The sequence below is a fragment of the Pseudomonas sp. Kh14 genome (assembly GCF_900291005.1).
Classification (GTDB): domain Bacteria; phylum Pseudomonadota; class Gammaproteobacteria; order Pseudomonadales; family Pseudomonadaceae; genus Aquipseudomonas; species Aquipseudomonas alloputida.
Genome location: NZ_OLKJ01000014.1, coordinates 98,341 through 124,590 on the forward strand (window position 1 = coordinate 98,341; position 26,250 = coordinate 124,590).

The following is a 26,250-nucleotide window of genomic DNA, read 5'->3' on the forward strand; positions in this document are numbered from 1 at the left end:
CTAAAAATCTGGGGCCGCTTTGCGGCCCTTTTCGCGACACAAGGCCGCTCCCACAAGGGCCGGTGCAACTTTAGGCGCGAGTGATTTTTAATGGAACAACCTGTCGGCCAGCCAGCCTACGTACTGCACAGCCGTGCCTACAAGGAAACCAGCGCGCTGGTAGATTTCTTCACCCCGCAGGGCCGCATGCGTGCCGTGTTGCGTCGCGCGCGGGGTAAGGGCGGTAGTCTGGTGCGACCGTTCGTGTCGCTGGAGGTGGAGCTGCGTGGGCGTGGCGAACTGAAGAATGTCAGCCGCATGGACAGCACCGGCATCGCCGCCTGGCTTCACGGCGATGCGCTGTTCAGCGGGCTGTACCTCAATGAGCTGCTGATGCGCCTGTTGCCTGCCGAAGCGCCGTTCCCGGCCCTGTTCGAGCACTACACCTTGACCTTGCAGGCACTGAGCGCCGGTCGCCCGCTGGAACCCCTGCTGCGCTCGTTCGAATGGCGGCTGCTGGACGAACTCGGTTATGCGTTTTCCTTGCACCATGACGTCAACGAGCAGCCCATTGCCGCCGATGGCCTGTACCGCTTGCGCGTTGACGCCGGCCTGGAGCGTGTTGAGCTGGCGCAGCCCGGCCTGTTCCGTGGCACCGAACTGCTGGCCCTGGCCCAAACCGACTGGGATGCCCCTGGCGCCTTGCTTGCCGCGAAGCGGCTGATGCGCCAGGCACTGGCAGTTCACCTGGGGGCAAAACCGCTGGTCAGCCGGGAACTGTTTCGCAAGCGCTGATCAGGACGTATGCTGTTGGGCTCAATCCTCAGGAGAGCCTTTCGTGACTCACAGCAACCGCATGCTTCTTGGCGTCAACATCGACCACGTGGCGACCCTGCGCCAGGCCCGTGGCACGCGCTACCCTGACCCGGTCAAGGCTGCCCTGGACGCCGAGGAAGCAGGCGCCGATGGCATCACCGTGCACCTGCGCGAAGACCGCCGGCACATCCAGGAGCGTGACGTCGTGCTGCTCAAGGATGTACTGCAGACCCGCATGAACTTCGAGATGGGCGTCACCGAAGAGATGATGGCCTTTGCCGAAAAGATTCGGCCGGCGCACATCTGCCTGGTACCCGAAACCCGTCAGGAGCTGACCACCGAAGGTGGCCTGGACGTGGCAGGGCAGGAAGCGCGGATCAAGGCTGCAGTGGAACGGCTGGCGCGTACCGGTGCCGAGGTGTCGCTGTTCATCGACGCCGACGAACGGCAGATCGAGGCTTCGCGTCGGGTTGGTGCACCGGCCATCGAGCTGCACACCGGCCGTTATGCCGATGCCGAAACCCCCACCGATGTGGCTGAAGAGCTCAAGCGTATCGTCGAGGGTGTGGCGTTTGGCGTGGGGCAGGGGCTGATCGTCAATGCGGGTCACGGGCTGCACTACCACAACGTCGAGGCGGTAGCGGCGATCAAGGGTATCAATGAACTGAACATTGGTCATGCGCTGGTGGCGCATGCCCTGTTTGTCGGCTTCAAGGCTGCTGTGGCCGAAATGAAGGCGCTGATCGTGGCGGCTTCGCGCTGATTTGTCGGCTCCTCGCCGCAAGTGTATTCAGGCGCCCCTGCGGGCGCCTTTCTCATTTGCGCGCCAGCAGGGTGGCGCGGCGAGGGGCAGGCAGGCCTTCGACGGTCTTGCTGTGGTCGTTCGGGTCGAGGAAGTCGCTCAGTGACTGGTAGCGCATCCAATCGGTGCTGCGCTGCTCCTCGACGCTGGTCACGCTCACGTCGACGCAGCGCACATCGCTGAAGCCGGCACGGCGCAACCAGCGGGCCAGCGCCGGTACCGACGGCAGGTACCAGACGTTGCGCATCTGTGCGTAGCGGTCCTCAGGCACCAGCACCTGGTTTTCGTCGCCCTCGATAACCAGCGTTTCCAGCACCAGCTCGCCACCCTTGACCAGGCAGTCCTTGAGCGCCAGCAAGTGCTCGATGGGCGAGCGGCGGTGATAGAACACGCCCATGGAAAACACGGTATCGAAACCTTCCAGGTTGGCGGGCAGGTCTTCCAGGGCGAACGGCAGGTGCCAGGCCGGCAACTCCGGCAGGTATTGCTGCACGGCCTGGAACTGGCAGAAGAACAGCCAGTTGGGGTCGACGCCAATCACCATGTCTGCGCCGGCGCCGAGCATGCGCCATTGGTAGTAGCCATTGCCACAGCCCACGTCGAGTACACGCTTGCCCTTGAGGTCCAGGTGCGGGCCGACCCGTGACCACTTCCAGTCCGAACGCCATTCGGTGTCAACGTGCACGCCGAACAGGTCGAACGGCCCTTTGCGCCAAGGCGACAGGCCCATCAGTGCCTGGCGCATCTGCGCGCGGGTGGCGTCGTCGCAGTCGCAATCCAGACGCAACCCGTTGACCAGGTCGATCTCACTGGGTTGCAGGGCGGGCAGGGCTTCCAGCGCCCCGCGCCAGCGGTCGAGGTCACCGTGACCCTTTTCCAGCTTGGCGTCCAGTTGTGCTTGCAGGCCTTGCGACCAGGAAGCCAGGGGCGTGCCCGTCAGGCGGCGGACGAGGGGAGACAGATCGATCATGGCAGGGCTATCAACGAGGCGAAGTTAAGGCATTGGAACCAAGGGACCACTTTCGAGAAGCCGGCTGCGCGTAGGCGTTCCTGGTGGGTTTCGAGTGTATCGGGCTTCATCACGTTTTCGATGGCGCTGCGCTTCTGGGCGATCTCCAGTTCGCTGTAGCCATTGGCCCGTTTGAAATCCAGGTGCAGTTCATTGAGCAGGTCCTGCTCTTGCTCATCGGCGAAGCGCAGCTTTTCCGACAGAATCAGCGCGCCGCCGGGCAGCAGCGCCTGGCGGATTCGCCCGAGCAGTTCAAGGCGCTGGTCAGGTGCGATGAACTGCAGGGTGAAGTTCATCGCCACTACCGAGGCGGGCTCGAAGGGCAGGGCAAGGATATCGGCTTCCAGCACGTGCACTGGCAGCAACTCCTGGAACATCGAATCCTGCGCAGTGAGGTACTGGCGGCAGCGCTCGACCATGGCGGCGGAGTTATCCACCGCGATTACCCTGCAGCCGTCGCTGCGCACATGGCGCCGCAGCGACTGGGTAACGGCACCCAGCGATGCACCCAGATCGTACAGTGCGGTGCCTGGCTGGGCGAACCGAGCGGCCAGAACCCCGAGGTTCTCGACAATGGTTGGGTAACCGGGCACCGAGCGCTTGATCATGTCCGGGAACACACGCACGACGTCTTCGTTGAAGACGAAGTCGGGCACCTGCTCCAGGGGTTGGGAGAAAAGGCGGTCGGGTTGTTTGCTCACGGCGAATCCAGGCGGCTGGTGATAGGCAGGGGGCGCATTCTAGCCAAACCGCAGCCTTGATGCATGGTTGGCTGACCAGCGCTTTGCGTTCAATTGACCCGGATGCTGCAATCGAAGGTCTGTACCGGGCGCACTTCCGGGGCCCAGGGTTGCTGGTAGACCAACACCAGGTTCCCTTCGCCCGTAGCGCGGGCCTGGAAGCGCCAGGTCGATAGGCCCGAGCTGCCAACGATACCGGTGTCTTCAGGCGCGCTGTAAACCTCGGGGCCAAGGCTTTGCAATACGTTGGGCGCCGGGTTCTGTACCAGCCAGCGGTAGCCGGTGGTGGGGTTGCTGGGCAGGGTAAGCGTGAGGATCTGGCCGACCTGCAGGCGCTTGGGGCATTCGCTTTCGGCGTCCAGGTCAACAGGCTGCGAGGGTTGTTGCGCGCAGGCAGAAAGCAGGGCGAAGCTCAGGGGAACGAGCAGACGAGGAGAGGTCATGGTGGCTCCGAAGGCTGGCGATGGCCTGAGGATACCCGATGATCGAGGAAATTTGTGCTGCCTGTGCCGACCCTTTCGCGAGTAAGCCCGCGCCTGAAGGGATAGTGTACCCGTGCAGGCGCGGGCTTGTCCGCGAAGAGGCCGGTGCAGGCTAGAACAGCACTTTCGCCACGTCGGCAAAGCGCTTGGCGAAATGCACTGTCAGGCCTTCGCGCAGGTAGTCCGGCAGTTCTTCGAAGTCACCGCGGTTAGGCTCCGGCAGGATCAGTTCGAAAATCTTCTGCCGCCGCGCTGCAATCACCTTCTCGCGCACGCCGCCAATCGGCAGTACCTGACCGGTGAGGGTCAGCTCGCCCGTCATGGCGACACCTTTTTTGGCAGACTGGTCGCGGGCCAGTGAAAGCAAAGCGCTGGCCATTGTGATGCCGGCACTGGGGCCGTCCTTCGGCGTGGCGCCTTCGGGGACGTGCAGGTGGATGAACGCTTCGTTGAAGAAACCTGGATCCCCGCCAAATTGCTTGAGGTTGGAGCTGATGTAGCTGTAGGCGATTTCGGCAGACTCCTTCATCACATCCCCCAGCTTGCCGGTCAGCTTGAAGCCCCGGTTGTGGGTGTGGATGCGGGTCGCCTCGATCGGCAGCGTGGCGCCGCCCATGCTGGTCCAGGCCAGGCCGGTGATGACGCCTTTGCCAGCCAGTACCTGCTCGCTGCGGAACACGGGTATGCCGAGTGCGGTCTCCAGGTCCTTGGTGCCGATCTTAAGCTTGGCGTCGGGGTTTTCCAGCAGCTTGACCACGGCCTTGCGCACCAGTTTGCCCAGTTGCTTCTCCAGCTGGCGCACGCCGGCCTCGCGGGCATAACCGTCGATCACCAGGCGCAGGGCGCTGTCGCTGATGCTGAGGCTGGTCTTGGAAACGCCGGCCTTCTCCAGCTGCTTGGGCCACAGGTGGCGCTTGGCGATGGTCAGTTTTTCTTCGGTGATATAGCCAGACAGGCGGATCACTTCCATGCGGTCGAGCAACGGCCCGGGAATCGAATCGAGGGTGTTGGCAGTGCACACGAACAGCACCTTGGACAAGTCCAGGCGCAGGTCCAGGTAGTGGTCCAGGAAGTCGACGTTCTGCTCGGGGTCGAGGGTTTCCAGCAACGCTGAGGCCGGGTCGCCCTGGTAGCTCTGGCCCATCTTGTCGATTTCGTCGAGCATGATCACCGGGTTCATCACTTCGACGTCTTTCAGGGCCTGCACCAGCTTGCCAGGCTGAGCACCGATGTAGGTGCGGCGGTGGCCCTTGATCTCGGCTTCGTCACGCATGCCGCCGACGCTGAAGCGATAGAACGGCCGGCCAAGCGATTCGGCGATGGACTTGCCGATGCTGGTCTTGCCCACCCCGGGCGGGCCTACCAACAGCACGATCGAACCGCTGATCTCGCCTTTCCAGGCGCCCACGGCGAGGAACTCGAGAATGCGCTCCTTGATGTCGTCGAGGCCGGAGTGGTACTGGTCGAGGACTTTGCGCGCGTGCTTGAGGTCGAGCTTGTCTTTGCCGTACACGCCCCACGGCAGGGCGGTGGCCCATTCCAGATAGTTGCGGGTGACGGCGTATTCGGGTGAGCCGGTTTCCAGGATGGCCAGTTTGCCCATCTCTTCATCGATGCGCTTGCGTGCCTGGGGCGGCAGGGTCTTGCCTTCCAGGCGCTGTTCGAACTGTTCAAGGTCGGCGCTGCGGTCGTCCTTGGTCAGCCCCAGCTCTTGCTGGATGACCTTGAGTTGTTCCTTGAGGAAAAACTCGCGCTGGTGCTCGCCGATCTGCCGGTTGACCTCGGCCGAGATCTCGTTCTGCAAGCGTGCGACTTCCACCTCTTTGCGCAGCATTGGCAGTACCTTTTCCATGCGTTTGAGCATGGGCACGCAGTCGAGCACTTCCTGCAACTGGTTGCCGGTGGCCGAGGTGAGCGCGGCGGCGAAGTCGGTGAGCGGCGAAGGGTCGTTGGGGCTGAAGCGGTTGAGGTAGTTCTTCAGCTCTTCGCTGTACAGCGGATTGAGCGGCAGCAGCTCTTTGATCGCGTTGATCAGTGCCATGCCGTAGGCTTTGACCTCGTCGGTCGGCTCGGCGGGCTGGCGCGGGTATTCGACTTCGACCAGATAGGGCGGGCGGTGGTGCTTGAGCCAGTTGCGGATGCGCACCCGGGACAGGCCCTGGGCGACGAACTGCAACTTGCCGTTTTCGCGGCTGGCATGGTGCACCTTGACCAGCGTGCCGTACTGCGGCAGTACCGAGGTGTCGAAGTGGCGGTGGTCTTCTGGCGGGGTGTCCATGAAGAACAGCGCCAGGCAGTGGTCCGGTGACTTGGCCACCAGGTCGAGCGTTTCGGCCCAGGGTTCTTCATTGACGATGACCGGCAGTACCTGGGCCGGGAAGAACGGGCGGTTGTGGATCGGGATGACGTAGACCTTGTCCGGCAGCTGCTGGCCGGGCAGGGCGAGGGCGTGGCCGGTTTCGGCCTGGAGGGTGTGTTCGACTTCGCTGTGTTCGTCCGGGTGTTCCGGGAAATCCTGCTGGTCGCTCATGGGGCACCTGCGTGAATGACTATGGTGCTTAGATGGGGCGGGGAGGGATGGGTTTCAATGGTTCGGTAGCAGCCTTGTGTCGCGATTGGGCTGCGCAGCAGCCCCAGAATCCATCCAGCATTCTAGAGCGTTGGGGCCGCTGCGCGACCCAATCGCGACACAAGGCCGCTCCCACAGGGTTGAGCCTGTGGGAGCGGTGTCGCTTACTCAGCTAATTTGTAAGCGATGATGTAATCGCCCATCTTGGTGCCCAGCGAGCCATGGCCGCCGGCAGTCACCAGCACGTACTGCTTGCCGTCCTTGCCGGTGTAGCTCATCGGCGTAGCCTGGCCACCCGCTGGCAGGCGAGCTTTCCACAACTCCTTGCCGTTGTTCACGTCATAGGCTCGCAGGTACTGGTCGAGCGTGCCGCTGAGGAAGGCGACGCCACCGGCGGTGACGATCGAGCCACCCATGCTTGGCACGCCAACCGGCAGGCCGATCGGCACCGGAGTGCTGTCCCGGGTGGTGCCGTTCTTGTGTTTCCACACCACCTTGTTGGTGAACAGGTCGATGGCGGCGACGTAGCCCCAGGCGGGTGCCTGGCACGGTACGCCGAGCGGCGACATGAACGGGTGCATGGTCACTGCATACGGTGCACCGGTGTTCGGCTGCACGCCGCTGGTCTCGCTCTCGCGCTTGCTGCCTTCGGCAACCTGCTCACGCGGGACCATCTTCGACACGAACGCCATGTAGTTGGGCGAAGTGAACAGCAGCTGGCGCACCGGGTCGACCGACACGCTGCCCCAGTTGAATACACCGACGTTGCCGGGGTAGACCAACGAACCTTGTTCGGATGGCGGGGTGTACTGGCCTTCGTAGCGCAGCTCGCGGAACTGGATGCGGCACAGCATCTGATCGAAAGGCGTGGCGCCCCACATGGCCTGTTCGGTCAGCTCTGGGCCGAGCAGGTTGAGGTCGGAGCGGGCCTGGGTGGGCGAGGTGTGGTCGCCTTCCACTGCGCCTTGTGGGGTGGGGATCTCGCGGATCGGCACGATTGGCGTGCCGTCGCGGCGGTCGAGCACGTACAGGCTGCCTTGCTTGGTCGGTACGATGATCGCCGGTTTCACGCCATCGTCGGTTTTCAGGTGTACCAGGGTCGGCTGGCTGCCGACGTCCATGTCCCACAGGTCGTGATGGGTGAACTGGTAGTTCCAGCGTGCCTTGCCGGTGGCCAGGTCAAGGGCGACCACGCCGGCGCTGTACTTCTCGGCGCCCGGGGTGCGGTCGGCGCCCCACTGGTCCGGGGTCTGGTTGCCCAGCGGCAGGTAGATCATGCCAAGGTCTTCGTCGACGCTGGCGATCGACCACATGTTGGCCGAGTTGCGGCTGTACATTTTGCCGGCAGCCAATGGCTTGGTGTCGTCCGGGTTGTTGCTGTCCCAGTTCCACACCAGGTGGCCGTCGTGCACGTCGTAGGCGCGGATCACCCCGGACGGCTCATTGGTCGACTCGTTGTCGGTGACGTGGCCACCGATGATCACCAGGTCACGGGTAATCGCAGCAGGCGAGGTGGAGTAATAGCCGCCGGCGGTGAACGGGCCAATGCCGGTGGTGAGGTCGATCACGCCCTGGTTGGCGAAACCTTCGCAGACCTTGCCGTTGTCGGCGTTGATGGCGATCAGGCGGGCATCTGCAGTCGGCAGGTAGAGACGACGCGGGCAGGCTTGGGCCACCGCCTGGCCTGCGTCGGTAATTTTCGGTGCCGGGCTGCCGTCGCGGCTGACGTAGCGGTTTTCGTCATAGTACGAGACGCCACGGCAGGTCATGTGGGCAAAGCCCTTGAAGGTCCCGGTCGGGCTCTTGACCTGCGGGTCGTAGCGCCAGATTTCCGCGCCAGTGTCCGGGTCCAGCGCCAGCAGGCGACTGTGCGCGGTGCAGGCGTACAGCATGCCGTTGACCTTCAACGGGGTGTTCTGGTTGGTCAGCTCCACCGGGTCGTTTTCGGTTGGCAGATCACCGGTGCGAATGCGCCAGGCCTCTTCCAGACGGTAGGCGTTCTGCGGGGTGATCTGGTGCAGCGGCGAGTAGCGGTCGCCATGCTCGGTACGGCCGTAGGCCTGCCATTCGCCGTCGGGCATGGCCGGTGCGGCACTGGCCATTTCGCTGCTGTCGCGGCCCAGTTCGCCGAACACTTCACCGGGATGGGTGAACTGGCTGCCCAGCGCGCAAGCGCCCGAAGCGACCACTGCCAGGCCGAGCAGTGCAGTATTGGCTTTGCTGGCCGGGCCGATCAGCGGGCGACGTGCCCACGGTAGCAGCAGTACCACGCCGATGGCGAACCAGATGGCCAGACGGGGCACCAGTTGCCACCAGTCCAGGCCCACTTCGAGCAGGGCCCAAACGGTGCTGCCCAGCAGCACCAGGCCATACAGGCCTAGGGCGATCTGGCGTTGGGCCAGCAGCAGGATGCCCGAAAGGGCAAAGCCGATACCGGCGATCAGGTAGTACAGCGATCCGCCCAGCTGGCTCAGCTTGATACCGCCGGCCAGCAGGGCCAGGCCCATCAGCAACAGCAGCGCGCCAATCAGGCGCGGTAGCCAGCGGCTTCCTTGGTTCGCACCTTCAGTGCTCATCGTAGGTTCTCCGTCAGGTCAAAAAAGGGGTTAGAAACTGCTCTGGATCTTCAGGCCGCCGATCAGGGCGCCATCGACCTGCGACACCCCGCCCGGGTGGCGGATGTACTGCAGGTTGGGGCGTACCGTGAGCCAGTCGGCCAAATGAATGCCGTAGTACAGCTCGGCGCTGTACTCGGTGTCCTGCACGGGCAGGAAGCCTGGGTTGTCGTAGTCGTAGAGGCCGGCGGCCTGGTTGGCCAGGCGGGCGTTCTTGCGATAGGCAGGGTTGACGTGTACGCGGGCCAGGGCGAAACCGATGTCGTCCTTGGCGCGGGCATCGAAGGGCCCTTTGAATACCAGTCCTGCCTGCACATAGTTGTCGATGGCATTGGTCTTCTTGTCATGCACGGTGGCGTTGGCGAACACGCTCAAGCCGCGTGACTGGTCGGACGCCAGCGAGGTGACCTGCTGCTGGGCGCCAATCCACAAGCCGTGCTTGCTCGAGCTGCTGCGGTAGGCGGCGCCGCTGATGGCGGCCGGCTGACCGTTGCTGTCCTTGAGAACATCTTGTGCCTTGGCATTACTGTAGTAGTAGCCGGCACGATATTCCCCTTTCAAGCCTTGGATACGTGGGGTCCATACCAGTTCGAACGGCATTACCGCACCTTGGGTGCCGCTGCCGCTGAGCTTGAAACCATTGCCAGATTCAAGGTTGGAAGGGTTCTGCTCGAAGACGCCGACCTGTGCGTACAGCTCAGGGGTAAGGTTGTAGCGCACGCGCAGGGCCCACTGGCTGACTGGCCAGTTGTACCAGATGCCACCCACCCAGTTGCCCACCTGCGAGCCGCAGAAGGCCAGGTTCTGGAAGTCGCAAGGGAAGCTGTTGAAGTCCTCGCCTTCACCGAAGCGGCCGAATTTCACATCCAGCGCACCGTCGAAGTACTTCTGCTTGATCCACATCTGCGTCAGCCGCCAGGTTTCGCCGCGGCCCCAGACTTCCTGGGCGGAGGTGAAGCCGCCGACACGCGGGTCGTTGATGCGGTCGTTGCTGATGTTGTCGCCGTGGCGCTCGGTGACGGTCAGCTGGAATTCGGTGTCGTGCCAGCCGAGGATCTTCTCCAGGTCCAGGTGGCTGCCGAAGGTGAACTGGTCGCTGTAGCGCGCGGTGCGGTCGTGGTCGTAGCCGCCGTGCAGGTTGCTGCCCATCTCGCCAGTGTAGCCAAGGGTGAACTCGTAGCCCTTTTCCAGCAGTTCGCTGCGGGTTCCGCCCCAGTCGCCGAGCATCCAAGGGGAGTCGCTGGCGAACATTTCGCTGGCGCCGGCGGGGGTTGCCAAGGCACTGAGGGCGAGGCCGATGTAGCAGGTTTTAGGCAGTTGGAACATGAGATAGCGCTATCTTTTGATTATTGAAAAAAACGGCAAGCGCATCGAAGGGCGGGCCCCTCAATGGATATGGCGACAAGATTGTTCGATGAAGCGTTTCAGCTTGCGGCGGGGAGGATATAGGGGAAGTTATAAGAAAAAAAGACAAATTGTCGCAGAGGATTGTTGTTGAACGGGCAACAGTCGTCATTAATCGAGGCAGGTGTAGGAGCGGGTTCACCCGCGAATGCGCCGGTTGTCCTACCATCGTATTCGCGGGTGAACCCGTTTCTACACCGATCTTCGTCGCTTGTGGTTCAGAAGGTGGTACGCAACCCGACTTCCACACTGCGCCCCGGCGCCGGTGCGATATCGCGCAGGATCGAACTGGCATAGCGCACGGTCTGGTCGGTCAGGTTTTCGCCGCGCACAAACGCCAACCACTGGCTTTGACCAATGTCGAAGCGGTAGCCAACGCTCGCGCCCAAGGTGGTGTAGCCATCGGTGCTGGTTTCGTTGGCGGGTTTGCGGTGCTGCGACGCAGCGTGCTGCACGTCTACCCGCGCCTGCCAGCGGTCCAGTTCCCAGACCAGGCCGCTGTTCAGGCGCAGCGGGGCGATGCGGGGCAGTGGCTCGCCGCTGTCCAGGTTCTTGGCCCGGGTGTAGTCACCGGACAACTCCAGCGCAAAGCTGCCGTAACGGTTCTCGACCAGTTGCCAGCGGTCCTGGGCCTCGATCCCGTAGAAGCGCGCCCGCACGCCTTGGTACTGGTATTCCGGGAAGCCGTCGTCATGATCGTGGTCGTGGTCATCCTCGTCATAGTCGTGATCATGTCCGCCCTCACGCAGGTTGCCCGTGCCGATCAGGCCGATGTAGTTGCGAAAATGGCTGTAGAACACCCCAACACTGCCCTTGTGGGTGCCGTTGTCGAAGCGCAGCGCCAGGTCGGCGGAAATGGCCTTTTCCTTGTTCAGGCCGGTGTCACCGACTTCAAACGCGCCGGTGGCTACGTGCGCGCCATTGGCGTACAGCTCGTAAAAGGTAGGGGCGCGCTCGGTGTAGCCAAGGTTAGCGGCCAGCGACCAGATTGGGTCGAACTGGTACACAGCTCCCGACGACAGGCTAAAGGCGTTGAAGCTGCTGGCGCTGTCGGCGTCGACGAAGTTCTCGTTGCCTTTGGCGTCTGGGTCTACGCGGGTGTGCTCCATGCGCGCGCCCAGGCTCAGGTTCAGCCGCTCGGTGGCTTGCCACTGTTCGAGCATGAACAGCGCCACGCTGTCGGTATCGGTATGCGGGACGAAGGCTTCCTCGCCGAGGGCCGAAAATTCGTTACGGCTGACCTGGGCCCCAATGACCCCTTCCACCGGTCCTAGCGGCTGGTGACGGGCTTCGATGCGGGCTTCGTAGCCCTTGTTCTTGAAGGTGGTATGGACCTCGCCTTCCTCGATTTCGCTGTGTTCGTAGTCGGTGTAACCGGCATCTACCTTGACTGAGCTGAACGGGCCGTCGAGGTCGCGCAGTTCGGAGGCGAAGGCGTAGTGATCCTGTTTCATGTCCAGGCGCACGCCGGACTCGGCCACCGAGCCATAGTTGCTGTCGTAACCGCTGTACGACAGGCCGGCGTAGCCGTGGTCCCAGTGGTAGCTACCACCGATTGCGCCGCCGTCCTGGCGACCGTCGCTGTTTTCCAGGCGGTGTTTGCTGCCGGGCTCGTCGGCATCGCGCACCTTGGCGCTGCGCGCGTAGCCCGGGATGCGCAGGTCGTTGAACTGGCGGCTGTTGGCATCCAGGTGCAGGGCGAAGGCGCCGTCGCCGGCCTCCAGCTTGCCGGCGCTGCTGCGGGTGGTGTCGGCGCCGCCGTAACGCAGTTCACCGGCACCGTGGATGCCCTCGATCGGCGAGTCCGGGATGCGGTTGTCGAAGGTGTTGACCACGCCGCCAATGGCATTACCGCCATACAGCAAGGCGGCCGGGCCGCGGACGATTTCGACGCGGTCGACCGTCACCGGGTCCAGGGGCACGGCGTGGTCATAGGACAGCGACGAGGCATCCAGGGCACCGACGCCATTGCGCAGGATACGAATGCGGTCGCCATCCAAGCCGCGGATCACCGGTCGGCTGGCGCCAGGGCCGAACCAGGTAGAGGCAACACCGGGCTGCTTGTTCAAGGTTTCACCGAGGCTGCCGTGCTGCTGTTGCAGCAGGTTGTCGCCTTCGAGCACGGTGCTGGGAGCCGCCAGTTGGCGGTTGCCCAACGGGTTGGCGGTGATGACCTGCGGCTCAAGTTCTACGGCCTGGCTGGGGGATGCAGCCAGCCAAAGTGCGACGGCAAGGGGGGAGAGGCGAAGCGGTGTGTACAGCATGGGAATGGGGCGTACCTTGGCAGATGCTTTTTAGTGTTACAACATAACATAACTATTCCATCACAGAGGTTTTGCCTCTGGCCAGCGATTTTTCTGTCGACTCGACGGATCCCGCCCACCACTACACTCGTGTAAGGTGCGCATCTTTCCTACGGAGCACAGCATGAGCACGGCCCAACACAACGCGCTGCACGGCAAGACCCTTGAACAGATCCTCACCGAGCTGGTGGCGCATTACCAATGGCATGGCCTGGCCGAGCGCATCGATGTGCGCTGCTTCAAGAGCAACCCGACCATCAAGTCGAGCCTGACGTTCCTGCGCAAAACACCGTGGGCGCGGGAGAAGGTCGAGCAGCTGTACGTGAAGCTGCAGCGCCAGGCCTGACATGTCGCGTCGCCCTTGGCTGACCGGCATGGCCGTGCTGGGCTGGTTCGGCCTGGCCGTGCAGGTGAACCTGGTACTGCTGGCGCGTTGGCAGGAACAGGCCAGCTTGATTGGCGGCCTGATCAATGTGTTCGGCTACTTCACCGTGCTGACCAATACCCTGGTGGCGACGGTGCTCAGCTATGCCGCATTCGGCCGGGAAGGCCGTGGCAAACGCTTTTTCCTGTCGCCATCGGTAAGCTCTGCAGTGGCCGCCAGTATCGTGCTGGTGGCGCTGGCCTACAGCGTGCTGCTGCGTCATTTGTGGCAACCACAGGGTTGGCAATGGCTGGCGGACGAGTTGCTGCACGACGTGATGCCGGTGCTGTATGCCGTGTACTGGTGGTGCGAGGTGCCCAAGGGCAGGTTGCGGCTATGGCATTTGCTGGTGTGGGCGGTGTACCCGGCGGTCTACTTTGGTTATGCGTTGTGGCGGGGGAGTGAGATTGGCGTCTATGCCTACCCGTTCATTGATGTGGCCAGCCTGGGGTATGGGCAGGTGATGCTCAACGCCCTCGGGGTGCTGGCGGGTTTCTGGGGGATAGGGCTGGTGTTGCTTGGGCTGGATCGGTGGCGGGGGCTGCACAGGCTGGCTTGACCTGTACCGGCCTCTTCGCGGGCAAGCCCGCTCCCACAGAGTAATCACAAGCCCATGGGGCTGTGGTATTCGCTATGGAAGCGGGGGACACGCGGTGTCTGGGTGTCAGCAGCAGGGCACAAGATTTCATGCCCCCAAATTGCCAGGGCCGCGATTACGTCTTAGTGCTTCTTCCCTTGCATGCTCGAAACCCATTGCTCGCTGCGACTATGCCCACTGGTTCTCAACACGCCCAGGTCCAGCGCATTTTCCCCATCCGCCGCCATTTTGCTTTTGGCTATCTCGGCGATTGCCGTGCCCAGATCCACCGGTGAGTTGGACGCATCCAACGACAGGTCTCGGCGATAGTCATTGCCGCTTAGCGTTTCCTGGGTGACTGAGTTGGCGTCGAGCCTCACGTCGCCTTTGGCCGACTGCAAGCGTGCCCCTACCAGATGAGCGTTGCCACCGACCTGCAGGTCGATGCCGTCGCTGCTTTTGAGCATGGTCTGACGCGCTACGTTGTCGCGCTGTGCATGCGACACGTCGAGGCTGACGGTCGGTGAGAACCCTGGGTCTGCCTTGCTCAGGGCCGAACCGGCCTTTGTCTCGACCTTGCCTCCCAGCGGGCCAGCCACCGATTTGGCCGCGTTGACATAGCCCTGCGGGTTTTTCTCCTGGCTCAGCCTGACATCGCCCTTCACGCTCAGGGTGTTGACGTTGTCCTTGAGGCTGGCGATGCGCAGGTCACCGTCGATTGCGCCGCCAATATGCCCTGCATCCAGGGTGGCACTCTCGATGCGGGTATCGCCGCGGCTTTGCAGGTCGATGCGCTCGGCGCGCAGGTCACTGGTATTCCAGGTGAGGTTGTCGCGCTTGTCGAGCTCAACCTTGAGCCGACCATGCAGGCCGCGGGTGTCCAAGGCGCCCTTGGCCATGTTGAAACCGGCGCCGGCCGAGATGTCGAGGTTGTCGCGTCGCTCCTGGCTGGAAGAGGCTTCAACCAGCATGCCGCCATTGGAGGCGTCGAGGGTGATCTGTTCGGCCGAGGCCTGCAGGCCTTGCAGGTGCAGGGCGATGTCCTCGCGGGCGCTGCTGGTCAGGGTCAGTGTGCCGTTGCTGGCAAACTGGGCATCGACCGCCTGACGCGCATGTTCGTCCTGCTTGCCGTGACTGAAGTGGCCGCCTATGGCTCCCCCCTGGGTCTGGCCAGCCTTGGCCGCCAGCTCCATGCCGCCACCCAGGTTGGCGCCTGTGGCCTGCTGGGTGTTACTGGCCGCCTTGACCTGCAACTGGCCGCCGCTTTGCACCCGTATGTCGCCGGCCTTGGCCTCGCGGTTGCCAATGCGGGTGCCTTCGAGCAACAGGTCGCCTGTGCTGGTCAGTTGAACTTCGCCCTTGGCGTCGATTTGTGCCACTTGTGCCTTGCTCTGCGTGCTCAGCTTCTGGCCATGGTCCAGATAGCCCCGGCCATCGACACCGGTGCTGCCCGGGCGGTTGCCGACTTTGGCCCAGGCATTGCCATCGAGCTGGCGTGACTGCTGTTCGGCCTGGTCGGTCGCCTGGGGTAGGGCCAATGACCCTGCACTGTGCATGACCACGCTGCCTTCACCGCCATCGATGCGGGCCCCTTCGTAGCGGCCATCGCTGCCCAGCTGTACCTGGATACCCTGTTGCCCGTAGAGGCTGCCGGGCACGGCGGTGCTGGCGATATCCTTTTTATCCAGCGACCCTCCTTTGCCGGCGGCGCGTACATTCAAGTCCTCGCCGGTGCTGGTGTCCAGGCGGGCGTCGCCACCATAGGCCAGGCGTTGAACGGTGGTTTCCTGGGTATTTTCGGCGGCGCTCACCTGGTGCTGCTGCGCCTCGATTTTCAGCGAGCCGGCATTGGCCCGCCAGGCTGTGCCCTGGTCGGCCAGTGTGTCAGCCTTGACCTCGACCTTTGCTGCAGACAACTCGCTGACCTGAGCAATGCCACGGCGCTGGTTTTCCAGGCGCTTGAGGTGTTCGACCGTCATGTCGGCCCCCACGCTGGGCGGTGCCATGGCGTCTTCGGGCGAAGCTTGCTGGAAGCGCGGGGCTTCCTCACCCAGCACCAGGCGTTCGATAGGGCGGGTCAGGTCGCGGTATTCGATACTGGCGCCCAGGCTACCCGACCAGTCGTCACGGCTTTGTTCATGTTCATAGGTATCCTGAGCTGCACGGTTGTCGATGCGTTTGGCGGTCACCTGCAGGGTGTTGCCGGCCTCGACGTGCGCGGCCTCAGTGAGCAGTGCATCACTGCGCAATTTCAGATCGCCGCTGGCCTGCAACTCGCTGCGCTGCACCTTGCTGTCGCGTTCGGCTTGCACCTCGCGGTTGTGATGGCCTTCGAACAAACTGCCCAGGCGGTCGATGCCACCGGTTACCGTCAGCCCGCCACCACTTTCGGTGGTACGGGTGGTTGTGTCACGGTCGTTGCGGGTCGCCCCCAGTGTCACCTCCCGCGCCTGCACATCGAGATCGCCGGCAGTGGCCTGGACCTTGCTGCCGTTGACCTGCAGGTGCGCGCTGCTGCTCATGTCCACCGAGGCGCCCTTGAGCTCACTGGCAACCTGGTTGGTCGTGCGCTGCTTGCTGGTGGTGGTCACGACCTCATACGCCACGCCAGCCGCGTACTGGCGAGACTCGGGCTTGCCATCCTCAGCTTCCTGGGTCTGTCTGGCACTGGCCGTGAAACCCCGTTGTTGGTCGCGGGTTTCGCGCTCATCGACCGATTGCGCACTGCCAATCAGCAGGTCGCCTTTGGCCTCGACTTGCAGATGCTTGCCAGCGGCAACCTTGGCGCCCTGGATGCGCATCTCTTCGGCGCTGGCCAGGCGCAGGTTGCTGGTCGAGCTGACGTCGCTGACCAGTACCTGCTGTTTGCGGTCCGTGCTTTCGTGCTTGCTGCCGATCAGGCCGAACAGTTTACTGTCGCTGGTGCGCTGGGTGGAGGTCGTGCTGCCATGGTCTGCCTCGATGGCCAGCGAACCGTTATCGCTGTAGAGCACCGCGTCCTGTTTACCGAACACGGTGCTGCCTTTGATGGCGACCTGGTCGGCGCTCACAGTGAGCTCGCCATCGCTGGTTATGGTGCTGCCTGCAACGACCTGGCCCTCGGTGTCGTTACCTTTGCGGTCACCAAAAAATGTGCCGGACACCAGATCGCCTCGGTAGTCGCGTTGGGTACCGTGTTCCTGCAAGGTGGTGGTGCCGATGTCGGCCTGTTTTGCCTGGATAGCCAGATCGCCGCGGCTGTGCAGGCTGCTGCCCTTTACGTTGAGGTTGTCGCTTGCCTTTATCGACATGTGCCCGGCGCTCAGGGTACTGCCCTTTGCGGTTTCCTTGAGTTGGTCGCTATCGCTGTCACCGCGCCATAAATCCTTGCGATGACGCACCTTCTGTTCGGTGCGTTTGCTGTCGATGCCGGCGAGGATGTCCAGGCCGGCACCGCTGTCGACCATCAGCTCGTTACCGGCGTCCACCTTCGCTGCGGTCATGCGTAAGTCGTCGCCGGACTGCAGCAGCACGCTGTCAGTGCCCAGTAATTGACTGCCCTGTTGTTGCCGGTGGGTGGTGGTGGTCTTGCGGTTGTAGGTTTCACGGGTGACGAACCAGAACTTCTTGTTCCAGCTGTCACTGTCGTGCTTGATGTGCTCGATTGTCTTGGCGTCCAGGGTGAGCTTCTTGCCAGCCCTTGCTTCGATCCGCAGGGCCTGGCCGTCAACCGTTTCAAGCATCAGGTCATCGGCAGCAGTGAGTTTCAGTACGCCACGCTCACTGCGCAGCTCGGTCGGGCGGTCGCCACTGCCGCTGACATGCAGGCCCCCGGCCGAGCTGATGTCGACCCCCTCGGTGCCCAGAATCTGCGAGGCCCCCACACGCACACCGGCGCCTTCGGCAGTACTTACCACACGGATACGCCCGGCGCGCATGGCGCCGAACAGGCTGGCATCAATGCTCGAAGAGGGGCTGGGCAGGTGTTCGACCACCTCGCCGTTGCGGCTGTTGATACGGTTGCGACCGACGGTGATGTCGAGCGTTTCGCTGGCCATGAGCAGGCCTTTGCTGTCCACGCGCGGTGCGATCAGTTCGAGTGCGCCACCGGCATTGCCCTGGCCATGCTCCAGTACCTGCAGGGTGCCACCGGCCGTTAGCGTATCGAGGTACCTGAGCTGTTGCTCCTCGAATTGCGGGGTGCCCACCACGAAGCCTGCGCGGGTGGTGTTGATGAAACTGCCGCCATTGAGGGTGATGCCATTGGGGTTGGCCAGTATGTAGTCGGCCGGGCGCCCGAAGATTTCCTGCGGCCCCTCGATCAGCGAGGCGTTGCGGCTGACCACTTCGTTAAGAATGGTCGAGGCGGCCTGGCCCTGAAACTGCGGGTTGGCCGCCAGGGCGCCGGCCAGTTGCGACTGCCCGGCTGCGGTGGCGTTGTTCAGCACCAGGCCCGGGGTGGCAACGTTGTAGTCGATGAACTGGTTGTGTGACAGCCCCGTGGCGTTGGGCGGCACGATGTCGATCACCGGCACCCCGTGGCCGTTGTGGATGACCGGGGTCCCCCCGGGGCCGCTGGCTGCTTCCAGTCCTGTCTGAGCCAGTGCGGCGCTGGGCCCGAGCACGGCGAGGAAGATTGCCCAGCGCAAGGTATCCGGGCGAACAGGCGGTAACTGCGAGAGTGTTTGCATTTTCTCGTTCTCTTTGTTGTGGGTGAATCAGATGCTCAGGGTCCAGTCCAGCACCCAGAAGCCGGGCTCCAGCCGCCGGCGGGGCAGGTCGCTGGTGTACAAGGCGCGTTGGTAGTCCAGGCGCAGGCGGCTGCCGGGCAGGCTCAGTTCCAACCCTGCGGCGGCCCCGGCCAGGCGCTGTGACTGTTTGCCTTCGGCGGTGCGAACCCAGCCCAGGTCCAGGCCGATGTAGGGGCGTATCTCGAAGGGGGGTGCCAAGATCCGTGGCAGCGCCTGGCTGAATGTATTGCGCCAGACGGCGCTGCTGGCACCGGAGTAAGTGTGCAGACGAAAGCCGCGGACAGCCGAATCGTCGCTGACCAGCAGCTGTTCGACGGCAGGCAGCGGGTCGCGGCTGTACTGCATGGCCAGCTCACTCTGCCAGCGCCAAGGGCTGGGTGCCGGGCCTTGACGCAGGTGCAGCAGGTTGGCGCGGTACTTGCGAAAGTCCGGGCGCAGGCGTTGAGCACCCAGGGGCGAGCTGTCGGCACCCCATGCGTCAATGCCTTGGGCAACGCCGAAGTAACCGTTCCACAGGCCACTTTCGAGCCACAGCAGGTTGATGCCGGCCTCTACCGTGGCCAGCGTCGGGCTCTGCTGGACGATAACCGCGCCAGCGCTGCGGTTGATCAGCTGCTTGCGGTCCAGACGGGCGCTGGCGCTGAGCATGCCTTGCTGGTTGCGCCACAATACCCGCTCGACACTCAGGCCCTGATAGCTGCTGCTGCCGTCGGCAGCCTTGTCGCTGTAGGGGAGGGGGGCTTGATAGCTTAGCTGGCTGGCGCTGAGGGCAAAGGTCCAGGCGCCGTAGGGGATGCTGTAGTACAACGATATCCCTTGGCTTTGGCCGGGCGTATCGAGCACCGTGCGGGTCAACGACAGGCGCAGCTCATCATTGAGGCCAAGCGGGCTGTCCAGGCCAATGCCGAGGTTGACGCGGTGGCGGCCGGTCAGCTCGCTGCCCCGGTTGTCGAAGCGGCTGTCCAGGTGCCAGCGTGATGCAACCTTGCCCGGCTGCACGACCACGCGGGTGCCGCCCTGCAGTTCACCGGGCAGCAAGGTGGCGCCCAGTTCATAGGCGCGAAGGCGGTTGAGCTGGTCCAGGCCTTGCTCAAGGTCGGGCAGGTACAGTGGCTGCCCAAGCAGGCCTGGGAAGGCACTGGAGAGAGACAGGGGCAGGTCGGGGCCTGCCAGTTCGATGGTTTCGACAAAGCCTTCGACAATGACGATGTCCAACGGCATGCCCTCTGCTGGGGGCTGCCGCAGGTAGGGGCGGCTGGTTGGGTAGCCGGCTTGTACATAACGTTGGGTGATGGCTTTGAGCAGCCGGTTGATGTCGGCGATACCCATGCAGGCAGGCGTGAGCGCACGGATGGTGGGCGCAAGTGCCGAGTTCGAAAGCCGGTGCATGCCCGCCACGCGCACGCCATCGACTGCCCAGCAGTGATCGTCGTGCGGGCGGAGGGAAGTGCTGTTGGTCGGTTCAGCCGGGACGGGTATACGCTGCCAGCGTTCCAGCCGCTGCTGTTGCTCCAGCTGCCGCAGCCCATGCTGTTGATCGCGCAGCTGCTGGCTGGCAGGGTCGTCGGCCAGTACCTGGGGAGCGGACAGCAAGCCAGAAAGGCAACCGGCCGACAGCCAATGGGCGATGCGGTGAATCAGGCACGGCATTGAAGCACCCCGCAAATGATGTACGGTTTTCGTACTCGTCTGCGTGGATGCTAGAAATTAAGCCACTCGTATGGATGCAGTACCCTGCCTAAGCACCTGTCAGGCAAATTCGCGCTAATTGGTGAGAAGGTTCCTACAACTTTTGCCGGAAGGCTCTATTTCAAGGGCGGATCTCGATCAGCGTTCCATCCCGAACCAGGTCCCACACTTCCTGCATGTCGCGGTTGCGCATGGCAATGCAACCATCCGTCCAGTCCAGGGTATGGAAGTACCACTCCGGGTATTCATCATTGATCGGTGTGCCGTGAATCATGATCATGCTGCCGGCATTCACGCCTGCCCGGGTCGCGCGGGCGGCATCGCTGATGTTCGGGTAATTGATGTGCATGGCCAGGTTGAAGCGGTCGCTCTGCTTGCGCCAGTCCAGCCAGTACAAGCCCTCAGGGGTTTTCTTGTCGCCTTCGCGTTCCTTGGCGCCCTTGGGCTGCTTGCCCAGCGAGATGCGGTAGGTTTTCAGCGGCTCGCCGCGGCTGATCAACTGCAGGCGGCGCTCCGACTTTATCACCAGCACCTTGTCGATCAACGGTTGCATGGCTTGCTGCGAAGGCGATGGCGTTTGCGCTGCCGGCGCGGGCTTGCGGATGATGGTTTCGGTGAAGGCCGCCTGGGACACCGAGGTAACGCAAAGGCAGAAGAGGGCAAGCAACCAGCGCATGTAACAGTATCCCTGAAGGCGTTTAGGTGTTTTGCGAAACGTTCATCGGCGGCAGGTATTCATGGCCTATGGGGTAGTGCTGGCCGATGCGGTCGCGATAGTAGCATTCTAGTGTGCGAGTGACGGTGCGGAAAGCCAGCTCGTCCCACGGTATCTCATGTTCTTCGAACAGCCGCACCTCCAGGCTTTCGACACCGACGGCAAAGTCCAGGTCCGCCAACTCGGCGCGGAAGAACACATGCACCTGGCTGATGTGCGGCAGATCGAACAGCTGGTACAGGGACGTCGGCCCGACCCGGGCGCAGGCTTCCTCGACGGTTTCGCGACGCGCGGCCTGGTCGAGGGTTTCGCCGTTTTCCATGAAACCGGCGGGCAGGGTCCAGAAACCCCGGCGCGGTTCGATGGCGCGGCGACACAGCAACACCTGGCTGCCCCAGGTCGGCAACACGCCGGCCACGATATTGGGGTTCTGGTAGTGGATGGTCTGGCAAGAGCCGCAGACGTACCGCAGGCGGCTATCGCCCTCGGGGATCCGCTGGGTGACCGGTTGGCCGCACGCGCTGCAGAATTTCATGTGTGGTTCCTTATGTTCAAGGCTATCTTGGCGCGGCCACCGTGCCGTCGCAAGCGCTGGGGCTTGGGTGCTTCGCGGCTTTGGTGCATGATGCAACACAGGACCTGGATACGAGCGTGCGCAATGCTGGACGAGCTACTTCGCCGAATGAGCAACCACCAACCCGCGTCATTGGAAACCGACAGGCGGTTCCCCGAAGCGGCGGTCCTCTTGCCCATTACCCGCAGCGAAGCGCCCGAACTGGTCTTGACCCTGCGCGCCAAAGGCCTGTCTACCCACGGTGGTGAAGTAGCCTTTCCCGGTGGCCGCCGCGACCCGGAAGACCCGGACCTGGTCTTTACTGCCCTGCGCGAGGCTGAAGAAGAAATCGGCCTGCCCCCTGGCCTGGTGGAGGTGATTGGTCCGCTCAGCCCGCTGATTTCGCTACATGGCCTGAAAGTGACGCCATTCGTCGGGCTTATTCCCGACTTCGTCGAATATCGCGCCAATGATGCCGAGATAGCGGCAGTATTCACCGTGCCGCTGGAATTCTTCCGGCAGGACCCGCGCGACCATACCCACCGTATCGATTACCAGGGGCGTAGCTGGTATGTGCCCAGTTACCGCTATGGTGAATACAAGATCTGGGGTTTGTCGGCGATCATGATCGTCGAGCTGGTCAACCTGCTGTTCGATGCCGGTATCAGCCTGCATCAGCCCCCGGAGCGTTACATCGAAAATTGAGCGGGGCCTACCCCGCCGTCTGCGTCGCAGCCTGAGGAACAAGCATGAAATATCGCCTGGGCGACCTGCGGGTCGAGAGCCACCCCACCAGTTGGGCCGCACCCAATGCCACGCTCATTGGCAGCGTGCGCCTGCAAGCCAATGCTAGTGTGTGGTTTGGCGCGGTGTTGCGCGGTGATAACGAGCTGATCGACATTGGCGAAGGCAGCAACGTGCAGGATGGCACGGTGATGCACACTGACATGGGCTCGCCACTGACGTTGGGCAAGGGCGTGACCGTTGGCCACAATGCCATGTTGCATGGCTGCACGGTGGGCGACTTCAGCCTGGTCGGTATCAACGCAGTGATCCTCAATGGCGCACGCATCGGCAAGCACTGCATCATCGGCGCCAATGCACTGATCGCCGAGGGCAAGGAAATTCCAGACGGTTCGCTGGTGATGGGCTCGCCGGGCAAGGTGGTACGCGAACTGACCGAGCAGCAGAAGCGCATGCTTGAAGCGAGTGCCGCACATTACGTGCACAATGCCCAGCGTTATGCGCAAGCGTTGGTGGTTGATGATGAGTGATGTAGCAGAGCGGCCGGTGGCATCGCCGTGCGTGAGCATTTGCGCGCTGGATGAGCAGGATATCTGCACCGGCTGCCAGCGTACCGTGGCCGAGATTGGCCGCTGGGGGCGGATGGACAATGATGAGCGTCGGGCGGTGCTCAAGCGTTGTCATGAACGGGCGGTAGAAGCCGGCCTCATCTTGCAGGCCTGACGCGAACCCTGTAAGAGCGGGTTTACCCGTGAACACTGGCGAAGCCGGTGCCATGCACCGCAGTGGCAGCTTCGCGGGCACGCCCGCTCCCACAGGTTGCAGCGTCAGTCTTGAGGGCTGCACAACATCTGTGGGCGCGGGTTTACCCGCGAACGGCCCAGCGGTAATCTGTACGGCTTGCCCACAGACAGCCCGCCATGTTCTATCTGATTGCCTACATCAGCAGCGTAGTGCTGATCAACTACGCCTTCTCCAGTGCCCCGCACCTGGACATCATCTGGTCCGCCTGGGGTGGCCTGGTGTTCATCCTGCGCGACATGGTGCAGACCCGTTTCGGTCATGGCGCCCTGTTCGCCATGCTGGTGGCACTGGTGCTGTCCTATGTCACATCGGAGCCGGCCATCGCCCTGGCCAGCGCCACTGCGTTCTTCATTTCCGAGCTGATCGACTGGCTGGTGTTCAGTATCACCCGTCGGCCGCTGCGCGACCGCCTGTGGCTCAGTTCGGCGCTGAGCATCCCGGTGGATACCTTCATTTTCTTTGGCATGATCGGCGCGCTGACCCCGGCAGTGATCGGCACAGCGATGGCCTCGAAGTTCGCCGGTGTAACCGCGGTGTGGCTGGCCATGGCATTTCGCGCCCGGCGGGCCGCCGTGGCCGGTTGATGGTGTAGAATAGCGGTCCTTTTTCAGCGGGTGGCGCCTAGCCTGGCGCGGCCCCGGATGCCTTCGAGGACCTGAAATGACCCGTATCGGAACCCCATTGTCGCCCACAGCGACCCGTGTACTGCTCTGCGGCTGTGGCGAGCTGGGCAAGGAAGTGGTAATCGAGCTGCAGCGCCTGGGCGTCGAAGTAATCGCCGTCGACCGTTACGCCAATGCTCCGGCAATGCAGGTGGCGCATCGCAGCCATGTGGTCAACATGCTCGATGGCGTTGCCCTGCGCGCGGTGATCGAAGCCGAGAAGCCGCACTACATCGTGCCGGAAATCGAAGCCATCGCCACCGCCACCCTGGTCGAGCTGGAAAACGAAGGTTTTACCGTGGTGCCGACGGCCCGCGCCACCCAGTTGACCATGAACCGCGAAGGCATCCGCCGCCTGGCTGCCGAAGAGCTGGACCTGCCAACCTCGCCGTACCACTTCGCCGACACCTATGAAGACTACGCCAAGGCTGTAGCCGACCTGGGTTACCCGTGCGTGGTCAAGCCGGTGATGAGCTCGTCGGGCAAGGGCCAGAGCCTGCTGCGCAGCGATGCTGACCTGCAGAAGTCGTGGGACTATGCCCAGGAGGGCGGCCGCGCTGGCAAGGGCCGGGTGATCGTCGAGGGTTTCATTGACTTCGAATATGAAATCACCCTGCTGACCGTGCGCCACGTGGGCGGTACCACCTTCCTTGAACCCGTCGGCCACCGTCAGGAGAAGGGCGATTACCAGGAGTCCTGGCAGCCACAGGCCATGAGCCCGAAGGCGCTGGCCGAATCGCAGCGCGTGGCCAAGGCGGTCACCGATGCCCTCGGCGGTCGCGGCCTGTTTGGTGTGGAATTGTTCGTGAAGGGCGACCAGGTGTGGTTCAGCGAAGTATCGCCGCGCCCGCATGACACCGGTCTGGTTACCCTGATTTCCCAGGACCTGTCGCAATTCGCCCTGCATGCCCGCGCCATTCTCGGTCTGCCGATTCCGGTGGTGCGTCAGTTCGGCCCGTCGGCCTCGGCAGTGATCTTGCCTGAAGGCCAGTCCCAACAGACCAGCTTCGCCAACCTGGGGGCAGCGCTGAGTGAGCCGGATACCGCCATTCGCCTGTTCGGCAAGCCGGAAATCAACGGTACCCGCCGTATGGGCGTGTGCCTGGCGCGTGACGAGTCGGTCGAACTGGCGCGTGCCAAGGCGACCCGTGCTTCGCAGGCGGTCAAGGTCGAGTTCTGATCCGAGAATACTGGGGCTGCAGCCCTATCGCGACACAAGGCCGCTCCCACAGGGATAGCGCAGCTTCCAGGCTTACGCTATCCCTGTGGGCCTTGTGTCGCGATAGGGCCGCAAAGCGGCCCCAGTGGCTTACAGCGCGGTATCCCGCGTCTCTTTAAGGCACAGCACGGCTATCAGGCTGATCACCGCCGCCACCGACACATAACCCCCCACCCAGCTCAAACCCCCCATGCTCACCAGCTTCTGGGCAAAGAAGGGTGCCGCCGAGGCGCCGACGATACCGCCCAGGTTATACGCCGCCGAGGCACCGGTATAACGTACGTGGGTCGGGAACAGCTCTGGCAGCAGTGCACCCATCGGCGCGAAGGTCACCCCCATCAGGAACAGCTCGATGGCCAGGAACAGCGCCACGCCCGCAGTCGATCCCGAGGTCAGTAGTGGCTCCATGGTAAAGCCCGAAGCTATCGCCAGCAGGCCGCCGACGATCAGTACCGGCTTGCGCCCGTAACGGTCACTGAGCCAGGCCGACAACGGTGTGGCCAGTGCCATGAACACCACCGCGAAGCACAGCAGGCCAAGGAACGTTTCGCGGCTGTAGCCCAGTGTGGTCACGCCGTAGCTCAGCGAGAACACCGTGGAAATGTAGAACAGTGCATAGCACACCACCATGGCCGCAGCGCCCAGCAGGGTTGGCAGCCAGTATTTCGAGAACAGGTCGACCACTGGCATTTTCACCCGCTCGTGGCGAGCAACGGCCTTGGCGAACACCGGGCTCTCTTCGAGTTTCAGGCGCACGTACAGGCCCACCAGTACCAGTGCGGCGCTGAGCAGGAATGGAATGCGCCAGCCCCACTCGCGGAACTGCTCGTCGCTGAGCACCAGGGCCAGGGTCAGGAACAGGCCGTTGGCCGCCAGGAAGCCGATTGACGGGCCCAGTTGCGGGAACATGCCGAACCAGGCCCGCTTACCTTCCGGGGCGTTTTCGGTAGCCAGCAGGGCCGCGCCACCCCATTCGCCGCCCAGGCCCAGGCCTTGGCCAAAACGCAGCAGGCAGAGAATGATCGGCGCCCACACGCCAATGCTGTCATAGCCTGGCAGCACGCCAATGGCGGTGGTGGATACGCCCATCAGCAGCAGCGAGGCGACCAGCGTGGATTTGCGACCGATGCGGTCGCCAAAATGGCCGAATAACGCCGAGCCCAGTGGCCGGGCGAGAAAGGCGATACCGAAGGTGAGGAAGGCGGCCAGCATTTGCGCGGTGCCCGACCCGGACGGGAAGAACACCGGTCCGATCACCAGGGCAGCGGCGGTGGCGTAGACGTAGAAATCGTAGAACTCGATGGCGGTGCCGATGAAGCTGGCAGTGGCTACCCGCGCAGGCGAGTTGACTGGCGCGGCAGGCGCTTGGGCATAAGTGCTGCTTGTCATTGAGGAGGTCCCTGACAGTCTGGTC

The 26,250-nt window shown here is 63.2% G+C and carries 21 protein-coding genes; 9 read left to right on the top strand and 12 right to left on the bottom strand.

All coding sequences use genetic code 11. The features are described 5' to 3' along the window. Positions 1-90: 90 nt before the first annotated feature. A complete protein-coding gene (gene recO, locus FQ668_RS06635) occupies positions 91-774 on the top strand; it encodes a DNA repair protein RecO (RefSeq protein ID WP_014592213.1) in 684 nt (227 codons plus the stop codon). Positions 775-817: 43 nt separating this feature from the next. Continuing rightward, the gene (gene pdxJ, locus FQ668_RS06640; RefSeq protein ID WP_014592212.1) at positions 818-1,558 is read left to right on the top strand and encodes a pyridoxine 5'-phosphate synthase; all 741 of its coding nucleotides are present in this window, start codon (positions 818-820) and stop codon (positions 1,556-1,558) included. A 52-nt stretch (positions 1,559-1,610) separates the two neighbouring features. Here the strand turns inward: pdxJ and cmoB are convergent, their stop codons facing one another. From cmoB to FQ668_RS06680, 7 genes are all read right to left on the bottom strand, one after another. Beyond that, positions 1,611-2,567, bottom strand: a complete 957-nt coding sequence (cmoB, locus tag FQ668_RS06645; protein ID WP_014592211.1) for a tRNA 5-methoxyuridine(34)/uridine 5-oxyacetic acid(34) synthase CmoB — start codon at positions 2,565-2,567, stop codon at positions 1,611-1,613. After that, a complete protein-coding gene (gene cmoA, locus FQ668_RS06650; protein ID WP_014592210.1) occupies positions 2,564-3,307 on the bottom strand; it encodes a carboxy-S-adenosyl-L-methionine synthase CmoA in 744 nt (247 codons plus the stop codon). Before cmoA ends, cmoB begins: the two co-directional genes overlap by 4 nt. Before the next feature lie 89 nt (positions 3,308-3,396). Beyond that, complete coding sequence (locus tag FQ668_RS06655; protein WP_014592209.1) at positions 3,397-3,789, bottom strand: protease inhibitor I42 family protein; 393 nt, start codon at positions 3,787-3,789, stop codon at positions 3,397-3,399. A gap of 151 nt (positions 3,790-3,940) precedes the next feature. After that, on the bottom strand, positions 3,941-6,358 hold the full coding sequence (gene lon, locus FQ668_RS06660; RefSeq protein ID WP_019436552.1) for an endopeptidase La: 2,418 nt from the start codon (positions 6,356-6,358) through the stop codon (positions 3,941-3,943). Between the two features lie 203 nt (positions 6,359-6,561). Beyond that, a complete protein-coding gene (locus tag FQ668_RS06670) occupies positions 6,562-8,973 on the bottom strand; it encodes a glucose/quinate/shikimate family membrane-bound PQQ-dependent dehydrogenase (RefSeq protein ID WP_014592207.1) in 2,412 nt (803 codons plus the stop codon). A 30-nt stretch (positions 8,974-9,003) separates the two neighbouring features. Continuing rightward, entirely contained in the window at positions 9,004-10,338 is a 1,335-nt protein-coding gene (locus FQ668_RS06675; RefSeq protein WP_014592206.1) for a carbohydrate porin, read from the bottom strand. A 296-nt stretch (positions 10,339-10,634) separates the two neighbouring features. After that, positions 10,635-12,680, bottom strand: coding sequence for a TonB-dependent receptor (locus FQ668_RS06680; RefSeq protein WP_144179943.1), 2,046 nt, complete (start codon positions 12,678-12,680; stop codon positions 10,635-10,637). Between the two features lie 163 nt (positions 12,681-12,843). Between FQ668_RS06680 and FQ668_RS06685 the strand changes: the two genes are divergently transcribed. Both FQ668_RS06685 and FQ668_RS06690 read left to right on the top strand, forming a co-directional pair. Continuing rightward, positions 12,844-13,065, top strand: coding sequence for a VF530 family DNA-binding protein (locus FQ668_RS06685; protein ID WP_012053596.1), 222 nt, complete (start codon positions 12,844-12,846; stop codon positions 13,063-13,065). 1 nt (position 13,066) lies between these two features. After that, complete coding sequence (locus FQ668_RS06690) at positions 13,067-13,702, top strand: Pr6Pr family membrane protein (protein WP_014592204.1); 636 nt, start codon at positions 13,067-13,069, stop codon at positions 13,700-13,702. 161 nt (positions 13,703-13,863) lie between these two features. Here the strand turns inward: FQ668_RS06690 and FQ668_RS06695 are convergent, their stop codons facing one another. The 4 genes from FQ668_RS06695 to FQ668_RS06710 all read right to left on the bottom strand — a co-directional run bounded on the left by FQ668_RS06695 (position 13,864) and on the right by FQ668_RS06710 (position 21,389). Then, complete coding sequence (locus FQ668_RS06695) at positions 13,864-18,390, bottom strand: hemagglutinin repeat-containing protein (RefSeq protein WP_019436551.1); 4,527 nt, start codon at positions 18,388-18,390, stop codon at positions 13,864-13,866. A 27-nt stretch (positions 18,391-18,417) separates the two neighbouring features. Beyond that, the gene (locus tag FQ668_RS06700) at positions 18,418-20,100 is read right to left on the bottom strand and encodes a ShlB/FhaC/HecB family hemolysin secretion/activation protein (protein ID WP_019436550.1); all 1,683 of its coding nucleotides are present in this window, start codon (positions 20,098-20,100) and stop codon (positions 18,418-18,420) included. Between the two features lie 160 nt (positions 20,101-20,260). Beyond that, on the bottom strand, positions 20,261-20,815 hold the full coding sequence (locus tag FQ668_RS06705) for a murein L,D-transpeptidase family protein (protein WP_010952551.1): 555 nt from the start codon (positions 20,813-20,815) through the stop codon (positions 20,261-20,263). A gap of 22 nt (positions 20,816-20,837) precedes the next feature. Beyond that, the gene (locus tag FQ668_RS06710) at positions 20,838-21,389 is read right to left on the bottom strand and encodes an NUDIX hydrolase (RefSeq protein WP_014592201.1); all 552 of its coding nucleotides are present in this window, start codon (positions 21,387-21,389) and stop codon (positions 20,838-20,840) included. Between the two features lie 123 nt (positions 21,390-21,512). Here FQ668_RS06710 and FQ668_RS06715 point away from each other — a divergent pair, with 123 nt between their 5' ends. From FQ668_RS06715 to purT, 5 genes are all read left to right on the top strand, one after another. After that, entirely contained in the window at positions 21,513-22,112 is a 600-nt protein-coding gene (locus FQ668_RS06715) for a CoA pyrophosphatase (RefSeq protein WP_003252125.1), read from the top strand. Positions 22,113-22,156: 44 nt separating this feature from the next. Beyond that, a complete protein-coding gene (locus FQ668_RS06720) occupies positions 22,157-22,681 on the top strand; it encodes a gamma carbonic anhydrase family protein (protein WP_014592200.1) in 525 nt (174 codons plus the stop codon). Then, on the top strand, positions 22,671-22,874 hold the full coding sequence (locus tag FQ668_RS06725; protein ID WP_012053591.1) for a DUF1289 domain-containing protein: 204 nt from the start codon (positions 22,671-22,673) through the stop codon (positions 22,872-22,874). Before FQ668_RS06720 ends, FQ668_RS06725 begins: the two co-directional genes overlap by 11 nt. Before the next feature lie 197 nt (positions 22,875-23,071). After that, positions 23,072-23,539: a VUT family protein gene (locus FQ668_RS06735; RefSeq protein WP_014592198.1), complete on the top strand. Its 468-nt coding sequence runs from the start codon at positions 23,072-23,074 to the stop codon at positions 23,537-23,539. A gap of 76 nt (positions 23,540-23,615) precedes the next feature. Then, positions 23,616-24,797, top strand: a complete 1,182-nt coding sequence (gene purT, locus FQ668_RS06740; RefSeq protein ID WP_010952557.1) for a formate-dependent phosphoribosylglycinamide formyltransferase — start codon at positions 23,616-23,618, stop codon at positions 24,795-24,797. A 129-nt stretch (positions 24,798-24,926) separates the two neighbouring features. Here purT and FQ668_RS06745 read toward each other — a convergent pair whose 3' ends face one another. Further along, positions 24,927-26,225 carry an MFS transporter gene (locus FQ668_RS06745; protein ID WP_014592197.1) on the bottom strand — a complete coding sequence of 433 codons (1,299 nt, stop codon included), beginning with the start codon at positions 26,223-26,225 and terminating at the stop codon, positions 24,927-24,929. Positions 26,226-26,250 lie beyond the last annotated feature (25 nt).

Excerpts from the sequence above, each read along its gene's own strand:
- FQ668_RS06690 (WP_014592204.1), top strand. The coding sequence starts at position 13,067 with ATGTCGCGTCGCCCTTGGCTGACCGGCATGGCCGTGCTGGGCTGGTTC.
- FQ668_RS06710 (WP_014592201.1), bottom strand. The coding sequence starts at position 21,389 with ATGAAATTCTGCAGCGCGTGCGGCCAACCGGTCACCCAGCGGATCCCC.
- FQ668_RS06720 (WP_014592200.1), top strand. The coding sequence starts at position 22,157 with ATGAAATATCGCCTGGGCGACCTGCGGGTCGAGAGCCACCCCACCAGT.
- FQ668_RS06715 (WP_003252125.1), top strand. The coding sequence starts at position 21,513 with ATGCTGGACGAGCTACTTCGCCGAATGAGCAACCACCAACCCGCGTCA.
- cmoB (WP_014592211.1), bottom strand. The coding sequence starts at position 2,567 with ATGATCGATCTGTCTCCCCTCGTCCGCCGCCTGACGGGCACGCCCCTG.
- lon (WP_019436552.1), bottom strand. The coding sequence starts at position 6,358 with ATGAGCGACCAGCAGGATTTCCCGGAACACCCGGACGAACACAGCGAA.
- FQ668_RS06680 (WP_144179943.1), bottom strand. The coding sequence starts at position 12,680 with ATGCTGTACACACCGCTTCGCCTCTCCCCCCTTGCCGTCGCACTTTGG.
- FQ668_RS06725 (WP_012053591.1), top strand. The coding sequence starts at position 22,671 with ATGATGAGTGATGTAGCAGAGCGGCCGGTGGCATCGCCGTGCGTGAGC.
- FQ668_RS06670 (WP_014592207.1), bottom strand. The coding sequence starts at position 8,973 with ATGAGCACTGAAGGTGCGAACCAAGGAAGCCGCTGGCTACCGCGCCTG.
- FQ668_RS06685 (WP_012053596.1), top strand. The coding sequence starts at position 12,844 with ATGAGCACGGCCCAACACAACGCGCTGCACGGCAAGACCCTTGAACAG.
- FQ668_RS06655 (WP_014592209.1), bottom strand. The coding sequence starts at position 3,789 with ATGACCTCTCCTCGTCTGCTCGTTCCCCTGAGCTTCGCCCTGCTTTCT.
- FQ668_RS06695 (WP_019436551.1), bottom strand. The coding sequence starts at position 18,390 with ATGCAAACACTCTCGCAGTTACCGCCTGTTCGCCCGGATACCTTGCGC.
- purT (WP_010952557.1), top strand. The coding sequence starts at position 23,616 with ATGACCCGTATCGGAACCCCATTGTCGCCCACAGCGACCCGTGTACTG.
- FQ668_RS06700 (WP_019436550.1), bottom strand. The coding sequence starts at position 20,100 with ATGCCGTGCCTGATTCACCGCATCGCCCATTGGCTGTCGGCCGGTTGC.
- FQ668_RS06735 (WP_014592198.1), top strand. The coding sequence starts at position 23,072 with ATGTTCTATCTGATTGCCTACATCAGCAGCGTAGTGCTGATCAACTAC.
- FQ668_RS06705 (WP_010952551.1), bottom strand. The coding sequence starts at position 20,815 with ATGCGCTGGTTGCTTGCCCTCTTCTGCCTTTGCGTTACCTCGGTGTCC.
- recO (WP_014592213.1), top strand. The coding sequence starts at position 91 with ATGGAACAACCTGTCGGCCAGCCAGCCTACGTACTGCACAGCCGTGCC.
- FQ668_RS06745 (WP_014592197.1), bottom strand. The coding sequence starts at position 26,225 with ATGACAAGCAGCACTTATGCCCAAGCGCCTGCCGCGCCAGTCAACTCG.
- FQ668_RS06675 (WP_014592206.1), bottom strand. The coding sequence starts at position 10,338 with ATGTTCCAACTGCCTAAAACCTGCTACATCGGCCTCGCCCTCAGTGCC.